This is a genomic window from Paenibacillus sp. MMS20-IR301 (assembly GCF_032302195.1).
In the GTDB taxonomy this organism is placed as follows: domain Bacteria; phylum Bacillota; class Bacilli; order Paenibacillales; family Paenibacillaceae; genus Paenibacillus_AQ.
In genome coordinates this window covers 6069517-6083329 of sequence record NZ_CP135275.1, presented here as the reverse complement: position 1 = coordinate 6083329, position 13813 = coordinate 6069517, and the positions used below count along the sequence as shown (strand labels likewise).

Below are 13813 nucleotides of genomic sequence, written 5' to 3'. Positions count from 1 at the left end.
AATTATGGAGTATCCTGTTAATATTTTACTTGTCGATGACCGGCCGGACGAATTCCTGTCTATTCAGGCACTGCTGGCCGGCTCCCCTTACCGGCTGGTTGGCGCAACCTCCGGGATGGAAGCCCTGAAATGCCTGCTCGAGCAGGAATTTGCCCTGATTATTATGGATGTGCTGATGCCGGACATGGACGGATTTGAAACGGCGAAACGGATCAAGGCACGCCAGAAGTCACGGGATATCCCAATAATTTTCCTGACCGCACTGACCTCCGAGCTGGAGAACTATATGATGGCTTATTCTGCGGGGGCTATTGATTTCCTGACCAAACCTTTTCATCCGCTTGTGCTGAAGAGCAAGATTGACGGCTTCGTCCGCCTCTATCAGACCCGCAAGGAGCTGCAGCTGAAGTCACAGGAGCTGGAGGCTGCTAATGTAATCCTGACCGAACTGAAGGAAACCGCGGAGGTCGCCCTCCGGATCAAAAGCGGCTTCCTCGCCATGATGAGCCATGAAATCCGTACGCCGCTGAACGGCATTATCGCTATGTCGGATGTGCTGCGGACCTCGGAGCTTGGAGCGGATGATCTGGAAATGGCCGAAATCATTCATACCAGCGGCCATGCGCTTGTGTCTGTCATCAATCATATTCTGGACTTTACCAAGATTGAATCCGGCAAAATGGAGCTCGATTACGAGCTGTTCAACCTTCACTCCTGCCTGAAGGAAACTGTGGATCTGTTCCGCGCGCTGGCCCGGGAACGCAATCTGACGCTGGAAACCTCAATTGATCCGGCCATCCCGGACCTGCTCATCGGCGATCCCAACCGTCTGCGCCAGGTGCTGAACAATCTGATCGGCAATGCAATCAAGTTCACGAATGACGGCGGGGTCAAGGTGCAGGTTTATCTCCGGCAGGCTATGGACGGGGTGCTTGAGCTTGAATTCATCATCGAAGATACCGGCATCGGGATTCCGGCGGATAAAATGAAATACCTGTTCCAGCCGTTCACCCAGATCGGCGCCACCATTAACCGCAAGTTCGGCGGGACCGGCCTCGGACTGTCCATCTGCAAAATGCTGGTTGATCTGATGGGCGGCATGATTTATGCCAAGTCCGATGTGGAGCGCGGCGCTGTCTTCATCTTCACCATCCGGGTCAGCGAAGGACAGCCGGAATAGGAATATATTCAATTTCAGTACAAGGCGGAGTTAAGCCTGTATTGAGCAAAGACCGCAGATCTCCCTAAGAGGAGGCTTGCGGTCTTTGTGTATTCTTAGCAGTTACTCCTGATCTTCATCAGCTTCCGTACCGTCCGGCAGCAGCCGGACCTACTTAGGGTTCAGCACATTATCTTCAAGCACGGCAAATTTATCGCCGTACTCCCTAATGATATGCCGCTCGCCCCAGGCGCACAGGGAGTCCAGAATCGATCCGAGTGTCCGTCCGTAATCGCTAAGCTCATACTCTACCTTGGGCGGTACCTGATTGTAGCTGATCCGGTTAACGATGCCGTCCTGCTCCAGCTCCCGCAGCTGCTGGGTCAGCATTTTCTGTGTAATATTCGGCATATGGCGCTTCAAATCACTTGTACGCAGCTTGCCATGTGTCAGATGGCAGAGAATGACACACTTCCATTTGCCGCCGATGACCTCAAGGGTAGCTTCGACTGAAATATTATATTTTTTAGCCATTCATATTCCTCCTGTATATTCCTCCGGGTAATCCGCTACACACCTATAATGCCCGCAGCCGCAATCTACAGCTGTAGTCTACAGGTACTTTTTAGTACCTATAGTACTTTAAAGTACGTACTATCCATACGGGCAGCTGTATCCCATAATAGCATTTACCGGCCGGTGATTACCATAGTAGGAGTGAAGCACATGTCTCTCGATTCAAGAAGAAGCACCCTCGCGCTGCTGGCTCTGGCGATCAGCGCCTTTGCGATTGGAACAACCGAGTTTATCAGCGTCGGGCTGCTGCCCCTCATTGCTGATGACCTGAATATATCCGTGACCACCGCCGGATTAACCGTAACCCTCTATGCGCTCGGCGTAACCTTCGGTGCGCCTGTGCTGACGTCGCTGACTGCCAGCGTCTCCCGCAAAATCCTGCTGCTCTCGCTGATGGTTCTATTCATCGCCGGCAACAGTATGGCCGCCGCAGCAGGCGGGATCGGCCTGCTGCTGGCGGCGCGGGTCATATCCGCCCTCGCGCACGGCCTGTTCATGTCAATCGCCTCGACCATCGCCGCCGACCTGGTTCCAGGGGACCGCAGGGCCAGCGCCATCTCAATGATGTTCACCGGCCTTACGGTCGCGACCGTGACCGGCGTGCCGCTCGGCACGTTCCTCGGACAGCAGCTCAGCTGGCGGGCAGCCTTCCTCGCCATTGCGGCCACCGGCATTATCGCGCTGGCCGCTAACCTGCTGCTCGTGCCGTCCGGGCTGCGCAAGGGAAGCCGTACGCCGCTGCGCGGGCAGGTCAAGCTGGTGACAAACGGCCGGCTGCTGCTGGCTTTCGCCATTACGGCTCTCGGCTATGGCGGAACGTTCGTCGTCTTCACCTATCTGTCGCCGCTGCTGCATGAAATCAGCGGCTTCCGTGAGAGCACCGTCGCTGTTATCCTGCTCCTCTACGGCATCGCCATTGCTGTCGGCAATGTCATCGGCGGCAAAGCAGCGAACCGCAAGCCGTTGAACGCCTTGTTCTATATGTTCGCCCTCCAGGCCGCCGTGCTGCTGATCTTCACCTTCACGGCTCCGTTCAAAACCGCTGCCCTGGTCACCATCTTCTTCATGGGGCTGCTCGCCTTCATGAATGTTCCAGGGCTGCAGGTATATGTAGTTATGCTGGCAGAGCGGTTTGCGCCGGAGGCAAGGGATATTGCCTCCGCTGTCAACATCGTCGCCTTCAACGCCGGCATAGCCATCGGCGCTTACCTCGGAGGCCTGGTTACCAGCCATTTGGGACTGATTCATACCGCCTGGGCCGGTGCTGTGATGGTCTTCGGGGCTGTGCTGCTAACGGCCTGGAGCCGGGCGCTGGAGCAGAGGGATGAGCGTGCACTAACGAAAGTATAGCAACTACATCATTCATTCAGGAGGTTATTCATTATGACACAGCATTTACAGGATACTGTAACACTGCAGGGCGGCGTGCGCATCCCGCGGCTGGGACTCGGTGTATTTCAGGTGGAGGATGGCGAAGGTCTGGTGCAGGCGGTGAAAGCTGCAATCCGCTACGGCTACCGCAGCATTGATACGGCAGCTGTCTACGCCAACGAGCGCGGTGTCGGGCAAGCGGTAAAGGAAGCACTGGCTGAGAACGCGCTCGCCCGCGAAGAGCTGTTCATTACATCCAAGGTGTGGAATGCCGACCTCGGTTATGAGGAGACCCTGGCTGCTTATGAGGCCAGCCTGGAGAAGCTGGGTCTGGAATATTTGGACCTGTACCTTATTCACTGGCCTGTGCAGGGCAAATATAAAGAGGCCTGGCGTGCGCTTGAAGCGCTCTACAAAGCCGGCCGCGTCAAGGCAATCGGCGTAAGCAATTTCCAGATTCATCATCTGGAGGAGCTTATGCTGGATGCGGAAGTCCTGCCGATGGTGAATCAGGTGGAGCTGCATCCTTATCTCTCCCAGCAGCCGCTGCGCAGCTTCGCGAAGTCCCGCGGCATCCAGATTGAAGCCTGGGCACCGCTGATGCAGGGCCAGCTGCTGGATCAGCCGGTGCTGAAGGAGATTGCTGCCAGCCACGGCAAATCGGTAGCCCAGATCATTCTGCGCTGGGATCTGCAGCATGGCATTGTCACCATTCCGAAATCAACCAAAGAGCAGCGGATTATCGAGAATGCCTCCCTGTACGATTTCGAGCTGAGCCGCGCGGATATGGAGCGCATCGATAGCCTTAACCGCGACCAGCGGACCGGCCCTGACCCGGACAACTTCGATTTCTAAGGTATGCCGGCGGAGCTGACAGAGCTGACTGATCCGCACGAAAGAAGCCCCCGCCTTCATGTTAAGAAGGCGGGGGCTTCTTCACTGTATCTAGGGCCGGGACTAGCTGCCCAGGGCGGCAATCAGCACAGGCAGGCACAGGAAGGACGCCAGTGTAGTCCAGACAATACAGCGCGAGACGAGCGAAGGCGAGCTGCCGAAGCGCTCGGCCAGCACTACGGAATTGACGGCTACCGGCATCGAAGCCAGAATGAGCAGCACCGAGAACAAGGTGCCCGTAATGTTCAGCAGCAGCAGAATCAGTGCGGCCAGCAGCGGCGCGAGCAGCAGCCGGACAGTGAGGCCCGTCCAGAAGGCCAGCTGCACATTGCGCTGCGTTTGCGCTGCCCTGACCTTCACCATCTGCGCGCCGAGGATGGCCAGCACAACCGGCGAATAGGCACCGGCGGCCATGGATACGCCTGAAGCCAGCTCATGCGGCATGTGCAGGCCGAGGGCCCGCAGCAGCAGGGCAAGGATTGCCGCGTAGATGGCCGGCAGTGAGAAGACGGACTTCACCGCGCTGATGACCGAGAACTGTGATCTGGCGGCGAAATACACACCGATTGTATTTACAATGACCATCTGGGCGATGACATAGACCGAAGCCTTGTCGAGGCCGAGCTGGCCGAAGGCCAGCAGCACCAGCGGCAGACCGTAATTCACGCTGTTCGTGAAGGTGGAGACCAGCGTCAGGCCGGCGGCCTCCGGGGGAGCCAGCTTCAGCATTTTACCGAGCAAGCCAGCAAGTGCCCATAAGAGAAACAGGTTCAGCAGTGAGAACGCAAGGGTCTTATAGACATCATCGAAGGAGATTTCCGCCGTAGCAAGCGTATCAAGAATAATCGCCGGGCTCAGGAAATACAGGTACAGTGTCAGCAGCGGCTTTGTATCGAGATTCTTATAGCGGCCAAGCAGCGCACCGGCAAGGACCGGAATGGACAGCGGCACAATGACCTCGACGAGCGTCGTTAATACATTTTGAATCACAAGCCAGGACTCCTCTGTTCATTAGTTACTCCCTACTATAACCTTCCGGGCCGGGAGCGTCTAAGACATGGAATCAATATCCTTAATAGCCAACGCCTATGGTACTTATGATCTTTCTCCGGGTAATGCCTATACCCTTTATCTATAAAAAAATCCCGGCTCTCCTGAATACAGGTGAACCGGGATAAGCTCTACTCCATTTTGATTTCAAGCAGCTCATATTTGATAATGCCCATTGGAGCGTTGACGTTGATGATATCGCCTACTTTTTTGCCGAGCAGCTCTTTGCCGAGCGGGCTTTCGTAAGAGATTTTGTTGTTCAGCACATCGGCCTCCGCCGGGCCTACCACTCTATATTCGATTCTTTCAGAGTACTCCACATCATTCAGAATCACGACGCAGCCTACGCTGACGGTGCTCAGATCCATATTGCTGGAGTCAACAATCTGCGCCTTGATCAGCATCTTCTCCAGAATCATAATGCGGGTCTCCATGAAGGACTGGTCTTCCTTAGCGGAGTGATATTCACTGTTCTCCTTAAGGTCGCCGTAGCTGATAGCCAGCTTCAGCCGGGCAGCGAGCTCCTTGCGCCCCGGTCCCTTAAGCTCCTTAAGCTCCTCCTCCAGCTTGGCCAATCCTTCTTTCGTCAAAAATACTTCTTCATTGTTGGACATGTTTACAACTCCTATTTGTGCCTGCTTTATTGTATTCTACCCCAAATCAGGCAATATTGTAAAAAGAATTGGTGAAGGATTGACGGAACTTCCTGAACCTGATAGATTGAATTAATCATACAATTTAACTCGGAATTATATTATAGCCAAAGGGGCTGGCCACCATTAACTTTATCTTCTTTTCCCCGCATTTCCCTAAAAACAGCGCTGATTTCTGTACCCATCTGCAGCAGCAGGGGGCGACCGTGCTGGGGATTGGCGACGCCGAATATGATCAGCTGGAGGACAAGCTGAAGAGCGCACTGACGGAGTATTACAAGGTAAGCAACCTGGAGAGCTACGGGGAGATTCTGCGGGCCGTCGCCTTCTTCACCTACAAATACGGCAAGATCGACCGCTTCGAGTCACTGAACGAGTACTGGCTGGAGCAGGATGCTGCTATCCGCACCGACTTCAACATCTATGGCACCAAGACGGATTTCGTCCACAACCTGAAGCAGAAATCGAAGATGAAGGAATTTTTCCACAAAAGCGGTGTGAGCACCGTACAGTTCTCCACCGGAACCACCCGTGAGAGCGTGGAGAGCTTCATAGAGAGCGCAGGTTTCCCGCTGGTGGTCAAGCCCGACCTCGGCTCCGGGGCCAGCAATACGTATAAGATTAATAATGAGGAAGAGCTGCAGCATTTCTTCGACACCAAGCCGGAAGATGTTGCCTTCATTATTGAGGAATTCATCGACGGGGTAATCCTGACCTATGACGGGCTGGTGGATACGGGCGGGAATGTACGGTTTGCGGTAAGTCATCTGTTCGAGAACAGCGTCATGGATGTCGTCAACACGGATAATCATCTCTACTACTTCTGTCTGCGGGAGATCAGCCCCGAGGTTGAGCTTGCCGGACGGAACATCCTGAAGGCCTTCGATATCCGCGAGCGCTTCTTCCATATCGAGCTGTTCAAATCGCATAAGGACGGACGGATCATTGCCCTTGAAGTCAACATGCGCCCGCCGGGTGCCTGGATGACCGATGCGATCAACTTTTCGTATGATGTGGATGTCTACAAGGAATGGGCCAGCATGGTTGTTCATAACGAGGTCGGCGGCCCGTATGAAGGCAAATATTATACCGGCTATGCCAGCCGCAAGAATCATAAGCATTACACCCACAGCCATGAGGACATTTACCGTGCTTTCGGCGGGAAGATTGTGAATTATGCGGAGATCGAAGAGGTCTTCAGCAGAGCGATGGGCAACAGCGCGTACCAGTTCCGTTCACCTGAGCTGTCAGAGGTGCGGGATATCACCGGTTATATTCACCAAGAAGAGGGATAGGATGTGTTAACGGATGAGGATAAGCTACCACAAGGAGTACAGCCATAACCTTGGCAGAGATATGGAGTATAAAATATACGGCCACGCCGGCAAGCCGATGCTCGTCTTCCCCACATCGCTCGGACGCTTCTATCAATATGAGGATTCGGGTATGATTGGTACGCTCTCGTCCTTCATTGAGGCGGGCAAGCTGCAGATCTGGGCCTGCGACAGTATTGATGAGGAGACCTTCTTCTCCACCCACTGGAACAATGAGAACCGGATTGACCGCCATGAGCAGTATGACAAATATATCGCCTATGAGCTGATTCCCGGCATCCTCCATCAGAGCAAGCAGAACAACGGAGGGGCCGATCAGCGCATTCTGGTCTCCGGCTGCTCCATGGGCGCTTATTACAGCTCCAGCTTCTTTTTCCGTTATCCGCAATATTTCGATACCTTAATCGCCCTGAGCGGCGTCTACTCCACCTACTATTTCTTCGGCGACTATATGAACGGCAACATTTATCTGAATTCGCCGCTGCACTATCTGCCCGGGCTGACGGATGAATATTATCTGGACAGCTACCGTAGCAGCAATATCATTGTCTGCGTCGGACAGGGTGCGTATGAGGATGAGATGCTGCATGAGACCCGGCTGCTCCAGGATGTGCTGGGACGCAAGGGAATTCCGGCAAGAATTGACTACTGGGGCCATGACGCAGGCCATGACTGGCCGTGGTGGAACAAGCAGATTCATTATTATGTGGAGAGCTGCTTGTGAATGCTTATTTTTGGTCAAAAAGAAGGGGACTGCGCTACTCCGCAGTCCCCTTCTTTTACAATATCTGCAGCTTAATTCGCTTCCGTCAGATGCGTCAGGCAGAACTCCAGCAGCGCTGCCTCCTCATCCTCTTCCAGCTCAAAATCAAGCAGCTTGCCTGTCGTCGTCTCCAGCAGATCATAGCTGACCATGCTGGCCTGCTCTGCTTCCGCCTTCATAATGGCCCGGATGGACACCCCGCCTTCCACGTACAGCTCATCCTCTTCCGGCACATCCAGGTGAATGACAAACTCATAACGCTTGCCGCTTAGAATCCCAAAGGGATCTTTTACGTTCTCCACGGTGTAGCTGGTGAATGTCAACAATTCGCATTCCTCTTTTCTGAAAATCACTGCACCAATGATTGTATCACAAACACAGCTTCATTTATCCGGTTACTGCGCTGCCGGCCTCCGCTGCCTTGCCTTTGGTCTTCTTAATCTGCTTGCTGCGCAATTGCCCGCAGGCCGCATCAATGTCTACCCCGTGCTCCAGCCGGGTGCTGACGCTGACCCCCTGCTTCTTCAGGGTATCGAAGAAGGCGCGGACCGATTCCCGTTCGCTCCGCTGGTACTGGCTGTGCTCATCCACCGGGTTATACGGAATCAGATTCACATTCGCCAGCTGGCGCCGGTCGCCGATCAGCTCGGCCAGCTCCAGGGCATGCTCCTCCTGGTCATTGATATCCTTCAGCAGGATATACTCCAGCGTAATTCTCCGGTTCGTCTTCTCCAGATAATAATCAATCGCCGGCATAAGCTTCTCTATAGGAATCGCGCGGTTGATCTTCATAATCCGTGTCCGCAGTTCATTATTCGGCGCATGTAAAGAGATCGCCAGATTCACCTGCATATTCGCATCGGCGAATTCTCTGATCTTGTCCGCCAGACCGCTGGTCGAGACTGTAATGCCTTTGCCGGCAATGGCCAGCCCCTTGTGGTCCTTGATCGTAACCAGGAAGTTCAGCAGATGCCGGAAGTTATCGAACGGCTCACCGATCCCCATGACAACGACATGGCTGACCCTCTGCCCGAGACCGGCCTGATCCAGATACAGCTGGACCTTCATAATCTGCTCCACAATCTCACCGCTGGTCAGGTCACGGCTCTTCGCCAGCAGCCCGCTTGCGCAGAAGCTGCAGCCGATGTTACAGCCGACCTGGGTAGTCACGCATACGGACAATCCGTATTTCTGCCGCATCAGCACGGTCTCAATCAGGTTGCCGTCCTGCAGCCGGAACAGGAATTTGACGGTGCCGTCGGCGGATTCCTGCTTCACATGCTCTTCCATCGTCTGGAAGACATAATGCTCCTCCAGCAGCTGCAGGCAGTCCGCATTCACTCCGGTCATTCCGGCGAAGCTCGTAACCCGCTTACGGTATAGCCATTCCCAGACAGCGGAGGCACGGGATTTCTTATGTCCATGCTCCAGCAGCCAGGCTGTTAACTGTTCTAAGGTCAATCCATAAATGGATTCTTTGTTCATTTCATATCCTCTTTTCAAAACTGTAAAGTTCAATCAATCTATTCTACCTTGACAGGACATCAGCAACAACAATAACTTATTGTCTCAAATTTTGTTTATTAAAACAAGAGGAAACGCAGCCGGTTCCGGGTCTATTCCGTGGCATATAAAAAGCGTACTCCGTGTCAGAGTACGCTTAGATTGCCTGCATTATTGGAAGACCGCAAACTTTAGCCCTTTGCCAGTAAGATACTCCAGGATCTCCGGAAGCGCCTGGACCGTAACTGCCTTCTCATGCAGCAGATAGATTCCCCCGGACGGGTCCGTCTCCTGAAAGTACCGGAGCACCTGCTGCGGATGATCCGCCTTCCAGTCCTCGGGGTCCCGGTTCCAGAGCAGCAGCTTCATTCCCTGCCGCCCGGCTTCGGCAGCCAGCTTCTCATTGACCGCACCATAGGGCGGGCGGAAGATGGTCACTGCCGCACCGGTGCTCCGCGTAAGCTCACGGCTGGCCCGCTCCAGATTATCCCGGTTCTCTGCAAGGCTGTTGCGCGTCATATCACTATGATCCCAGGAGTGGCTGCCTACAGGCATGCCATGCTCCGCGGTATAGCGGACCTCGCCCGGATAGCGGCTGGCATTCTGCCCGATGAACAGGAAATTCGCCGCCACGCCATGCTCGTCCAGAATATCTACGATCTGCCGCGTATATTGCGAGGGGCCATCATCAAAGGTCAATGCCACATAGCCCGCAGGCAGGCTGTATTCATAGCTGCTTCCGTCCAGCTCAACCGCTTCAACCAGGTCCGGCGCTTCCGGCAGGGGTTCCGCCGTTTCCTGGGGAGCTTCGGCCGCCGGCTGCTGCAGCAGCGGTACAGCCTCCGGCGGATCAGGGAGCTGGCTGCTTTGATAGGCCGCCGTCCGTATAACCGGCACAACCTCAGCGGCTGTACCGCCGATATCAGAAGTTTCCGCTGTCTGCCTGGAATCTTCATGGGCCTCCGCACTGCTGCCAAAGAGCTTCCCGTCCATACGCAGCAGCAGCAGTGCGATAAGGCAGCTGAACAGCATTCCGCGCAGCAGCACGGTCCGGGCAGGCCGCAGCAGGCCTCCTCTGCGCTTCAGCAGCTCCGGAACAGACGGCCGGGCTTCCGGTGCCGTTTCCGGAAGCTCCACTGAAGCCGGGTCATCATACCCGGGCGCCGCCGGTTGCTCCTCCTGCCGGAGTCCTGCCAGCTGCGCGGCATAATCGCCGGAACAGGCATAATACTTCGTCTCGCTGAAATTGTGATTCATTACGGTCAGCGCACTGAAGAAGCTGCGGCGGAAAGGGTCCCATTTGGGATACAGGGACAGCCGCACCCGCTGTCCCGCGAACGGGCCAAGCAGGCTGAGCTGCACATATGTATATTCATCGATGCTAAGTGCTGTACTAGTGAAGCTGCTGCCGCAGGTGAAGCCTACCTCCATCTGATAGCTGCCTTGCCGCTGCTCCAGCGACAACAGCTCTATCATCCGGGCAGCATCCGCCGGATACCCTGGCATATCTCTTATGTATCCCCGTTGTCGCCAGTACGCTCTGCCGGTGCACTGCTGCCGCCAAAGGGTGCTGTCATGCGGTTCGTAAAGTCGCTGATCATGCTGGAGAGGTAGGTTTTCTCCTGCCGGACTGTGTCGTACTTCTGCTTAAGATGGCTGTGCTCTGTCTCCAGGCGCCCGATTTTCTCCTCCAGCTCGTTCATCCGCTTCAGCTTCTCGGAGATGGCATCGTTATGCTTCTGAACCAGATTGGCATATTTCTGCTGCTCCAGCACAATGGTGCTCTTCAGCTCATCCATTTCCCCGGACATTGCGGCATGAAGCTCACGGTAATCCTCCAGCACCTGATCCACCTTCAGATTCTTCTCCACCAGCTTCTGCTCCAGCTCCAGGATACTCTTCTCCCGGTCTTCAATAACCCTGTTCAGATTCTTGAGATCCTTGCTCAGCCGTTCTACATGACTGCCGGAATGGTTGAGCCGGTCCTGCAGCTCATGGCTGTTCGTTTCCGCATGTGCTTTAGCCTGGATCATCTGCTCAACTGCAAAGACAAGATCCAGAGACTTTTTATCCAGCTGGGCTTTGCTGATGGACACGAGTCCCGGTGCAGGCTCAGCCTGCTCATAGCTGCTGCTGTTTCCGGCGGGCGGCTCGGCAGATTGCACCTTTTGCACCAGATCGGATTGAAGCGGTTTGTCCACGGGCTCTTTCTTCTTGAAAAATGGAGCGGCCATCTATATAATCACCTCATTATAAATGTCAAAATATGTCGAGTATATACGAGTTTATTATAGTTGATTTGCCAGACCTGTAAGTGAGCCGTAGTAACTAACTTTTCCAGATGTACCCAAAGGCCCAATTCCGAAAAAATCGGGAGCATTTCCCTATTTGAAACCGCCTGCTTTCCGTGACTCCGTCCGGGAATAACAAAAGGAGCGTAGTCCCCAGGGACCACGCTCCTCAGATTGTCGAGAAACCCAGGTCATTTAAAGACCCTGGGTTTCTTTTGTATTTCAAAGTCGAGCAGCCAATGGGAAGACGAGGGGGTTATCCCCGTTTTTCCCGGCGATCCAGGTGGATCGCCATCTTCTTCATGTTCTGCACGGCTGCCGTCATCAGTGCTTGTTCCCTGACATTTGGCAGTCCGCGCAACCGGCAATAGCGAAACCCATGGAGCTCTTTAGCATCCGCGAAGCTTCGCTCAATCGTTTCTTTTCGTTTGCGGTACAACTGCTTTCCCGACTTGCTGAGCCGGTTGTCTCGGACCCAATCCTTACTGTCCTCCCAGACATGCCGAGTTACCACTTTGCGGTGGTTTTTGGACTGCGTACACTGGTTTAAAAACGGGCAACTTTTGCATTGCTCTGGATCAGATGCATACTGCTGGTATCCTTTGCGGTCCGTTGTGCGGTACTTCAGTTCTTGACCAGCCGGACAGACATACATCTCTTGCTCTGCGTTAAACGAAAACTTCCATTTTGGGAATAGTCCTTGCTTGGAATGGAATCTCCGGTGAGCAATAACGGCAAAAATCTTTCGGCTTTGCAGACCGCGGCAAATCGGTGTTGTTAAATATCCTGAATCTAGAGCAATGGCTTCCACTTGAAATCCAAAACGTTCTTGCTGCCGGTCTAGACGCGACAAATACGGCACGGAATCATGGACATTTCCGGGCGTAACATGGACATCCGTAATGAGATTGTATTTCATATCTACAGTCCGGTGGTCCAGATAAAAAAAGCCTTCCGGTTTACCATCGCGGATCATGTACCCGCTATCAGGATCGGTCTTGCTCACTTTAATTTCTTTTTCTTCGTTCACTTCCTCTCTAGGTTTTAGGGCTTTTTTCCATGGTTTTCCCGGTCTGCCTCTACCGCAGCATTGAGTTCATCTACATAATCCTTAGTATTTTGCAGCACCTGTTGTTTGGTGTATTGGTGTTTATTTGCATTGGCCTTGACGTGGGTGGAGTCCGAGACAAGAACTCGTCCGCCCACCATCCGGTGCGAAATCGCCTGAAGAACAATTTCGTCGAAAATATCCTGAAAAATGTTTGTGTCTTTAAATCGGGTACGCCGGTTCCAACTCAAGGTGGAGTGGTCTGGAACCTTGTCGGTTAATCCGAGTCCAAGAAACCAGCGGTAAGCTAAATTCGTTTGAACTTCACGTTCTAGCTGACGTTCGGAACGAACGCCGTAGAAATACCCTATGAAAAGCATTTTAAATAACACGACAGGATCAATCGCAGGGCGTCCGTTATCCGAGCAGTACAAGGGTCTAACCTTCTCATCGATAAACGAAAAATCAATATATTTATCTACCTTGCGAAGCAAGTGGTCTTGAGGAACCAAATCTTCAATAGAAACAAATTCATAAGCTTGTTGTTTTTCTCGATTGGAGCGAAGCATACTGACACCATCCGTTCTATAAATAGTTACCTATATTATACAACATTAACGCGGTGTCGTATGAAATCAAAGTCACATAAAGAAGGCTGTCGAGACTTTCTCGACAGCCTGAGGAGCGTAGTCCCCAGGGACCACGCTCCTTTTGTAACAGCACTTATTTATACAGTACTTTCTCCACATTGTATTTAGCCTTAAGCTTGTTTACAATGTACGTCTCATAGATCTCTCTGTCGACCGGATCTTCCACGAGGCAGACCTCAATCCTGGTCACTTCCTCACGATGCGGCTTCATCACCGATACATTATCTTCGAAATGCTTCTTGATTCTTGGTCTCAGCTTCCGCGCCTTGCCCACAAACAGCAGCTCATCCTTGTCATTATAGAACATAAAGATCCCGCCTGCTTCGCGGGTAATCAGATGAAAATCGGTAAATCCGTAGATATGGCTTAGTACAGGGTTAGCCTGCTTGTAAATCGTAACTTCCGGTGCCGGAATGGTAATACTGATCATTATGCTTCACTTCCTCATTGTATATAGAAATACATAGTATCACAGTTACGGAATGCTGACTATACAGATTGAAGCGCTTAAGTCTCCTCTG

At 53.3% G+C, this 13813-nt stretch carries 14 protein-coding genes; 5 read left to right on the top strand and 9 right to left on the bottom strand.

All coding sequences use genetic code 11. The features are described from left to right. Positions 1–4: 4 nt before the first annotated feature. Complete coding sequence (locus LOS79_RS26135; RefSeq protein WP_315413509.1) at positions 5–1180, top strand: ATP-binding response regulator; 1176 nt, start codon at positions 5–7, stop codon at positions 1178–1180. A gap of 150 nt (positions 1181–1330) precedes the next feature. On the opposite strand, the gene LOS79_RS26130 is transcribed toward LOS79_RS26135, so the two are convergent. Then, the gene (locus LOS79_RS26130) at positions 1331–1693 is read right to left on the bottom strand and encodes a winged helix-turn-helix transcriptional regulator (RefSeq protein ID WP_315413507.1); all 363 of its coding nucleotides are present in this window, start codon (positions 1691–1693) and stop codon (positions 1331–1333) included. Positions 1694–1885: 192 nt separating this feature from the next. Here LOS79_RS26130 and LOS79_RS26125 point away from each other — a divergent pair, with 192 nt between their 5' ends. Then, on the top strand, positions 1886–3085 hold the full coding sequence (locus tag LOS79_RS26125) for an MFS transporter (protein ID WP_315413506.1): 1200 nt from the start codon (positions 1886–1888) through the stop codon (positions 3083–3085). 33 nt (positions 3086–3118) lie between these two features. Next, a complete protein-coding gene (locus LOS79_RS26120; protein ID WP_315413505.1) occupies positions 3119–3961 on the top strand; it encodes an aldo/keto reductase in 843 nt (280 codons plus the stop codon). Between the two features lie 102 nt (positions 3962–4063). On the opposite strand, the gene LOS79_RS26115 is transcribed toward LOS79_RS26120, so the two are convergent. After that, positions 4064–4990, bottom strand: coding sequence for an AEC family transporter (locus LOS79_RS26115; RefSeq protein WP_315413504.1), 927 nt, complete (start codon positions 4988–4990; stop codon positions 4064–4066). Between the two features lie 191 nt (positions 4991–5181). Beyond that, positions 5182–5664 carry a transcription elongation factor GreA gene (greA, locus tag LOS79_RS26110; RefSeq protein ID WP_315413503.1) on the bottom strand — a complete coding sequence of 161 codons (483 nt, stop codon included), beginning with the start codon at positions 5662–5664 and terminating at the stop codon, positions 5182–5184. 245 nt (positions 5665–5909) lie between these two features. On the opposite strand from greA, the gene LOS79_RS26105 reads away from it, so the two are divergent. Continuing rightward, complete coding sequence (locus LOS79_RS26105) at positions 5910–6998, top strand: ATP-grasp domain-containing protein (RefSeq protein WP_315413501.1); 1089 nt, start codon at positions 5910–5912, stop codon at positions 6996–6998. A 13-nt stretch (positions 6999–7011) separates the two neighbouring features. Continuing rightward, positions 7012–7761, top strand: a complete 750-nt coding sequence (locus LOS79_RS26100; RefSeq protein WP_315413500.1) for an esterase family protein — start codon at positions 7012–7014, stop codon at positions 7759–7761. 71 nt (positions 7762–7832) lie between these two features. On the opposite strand, the gene LOS79_RS26095 is transcribed toward LOS79_RS26100, so the two are convergent. From LOS79_RS26095 to LOS79_RS26070, 6 genes are all read right to left on the bottom strand, one after another. Continuing rightward, on the bottom strand, positions 7833–8126 hold the full coding sequence (locus LOS79_RS26095; protein ID WP_315413498.1) for a DUF6509 family protein: 294 nt from the start codon (positions 8124–8126) through the stop codon (positions 7833–7835). 61 nt (positions 8127–8187) lie between these two features. Then, positions 8188–9285, bottom strand: coding sequence for a dual-specificity RNA methyltransferase RlmN (rlmN, locus tag LOS79_RS26090; protein ID WP_315413496.1), 1098 nt, complete (start codon positions 9283–9285; stop codon positions 8188–8190). A 189-nt stretch (positions 9286–9474) separates the two neighbouring features. Continuing rightward, positions 9475–10809: a polysaccharide deacetylase family protein gene (locus tag LOS79_RS26085; RefSeq protein WP_315413495.1), complete on the bottom strand. Its 1335-nt coding sequence runs from the start codon at positions 10807–10809 to the stop codon at positions 9475–9477. A gap of 5 nt (positions 10810–10814) precedes the next feature. Then, on the bottom strand, positions 10815–11537 hold the full coding sequence (locus LOS79_RS26080; RefSeq protein ID WP_315413494.1) for a hypothetical protein: 723 nt from the start codon (positions 11535–11537) through the stop codon (positions 10815–10817). 313 nt (positions 11538–11850) lie between these two features. Next, positions 11851–13211 (bottom strand): IS1182 family transposase gene (locus LOS79_RS26075; RefSeq protein WP_315412864.1). Its coding sequence is split into 2 segments (ribosomal slippage): positions 11851–12641 and positions 12641–13211, totalling 1362 coding nucleotides; the frame shifts between segments, so codons are not numbered across the junction. Between the two features lie 154 nt (positions 13212–13365). Continuing rightward, positions 13366–13722: a nucleotide excision repair endonuclease gene (locus tag LOS79_RS26070; protein ID WP_315413493.1), complete on the bottom strand. Its 357-nt coding sequence runs from the start codon at positions 13720–13722 to the stop codon at positions 13366–13368. Positions 13723–13813: the final 91 nt, after the last annotated feature.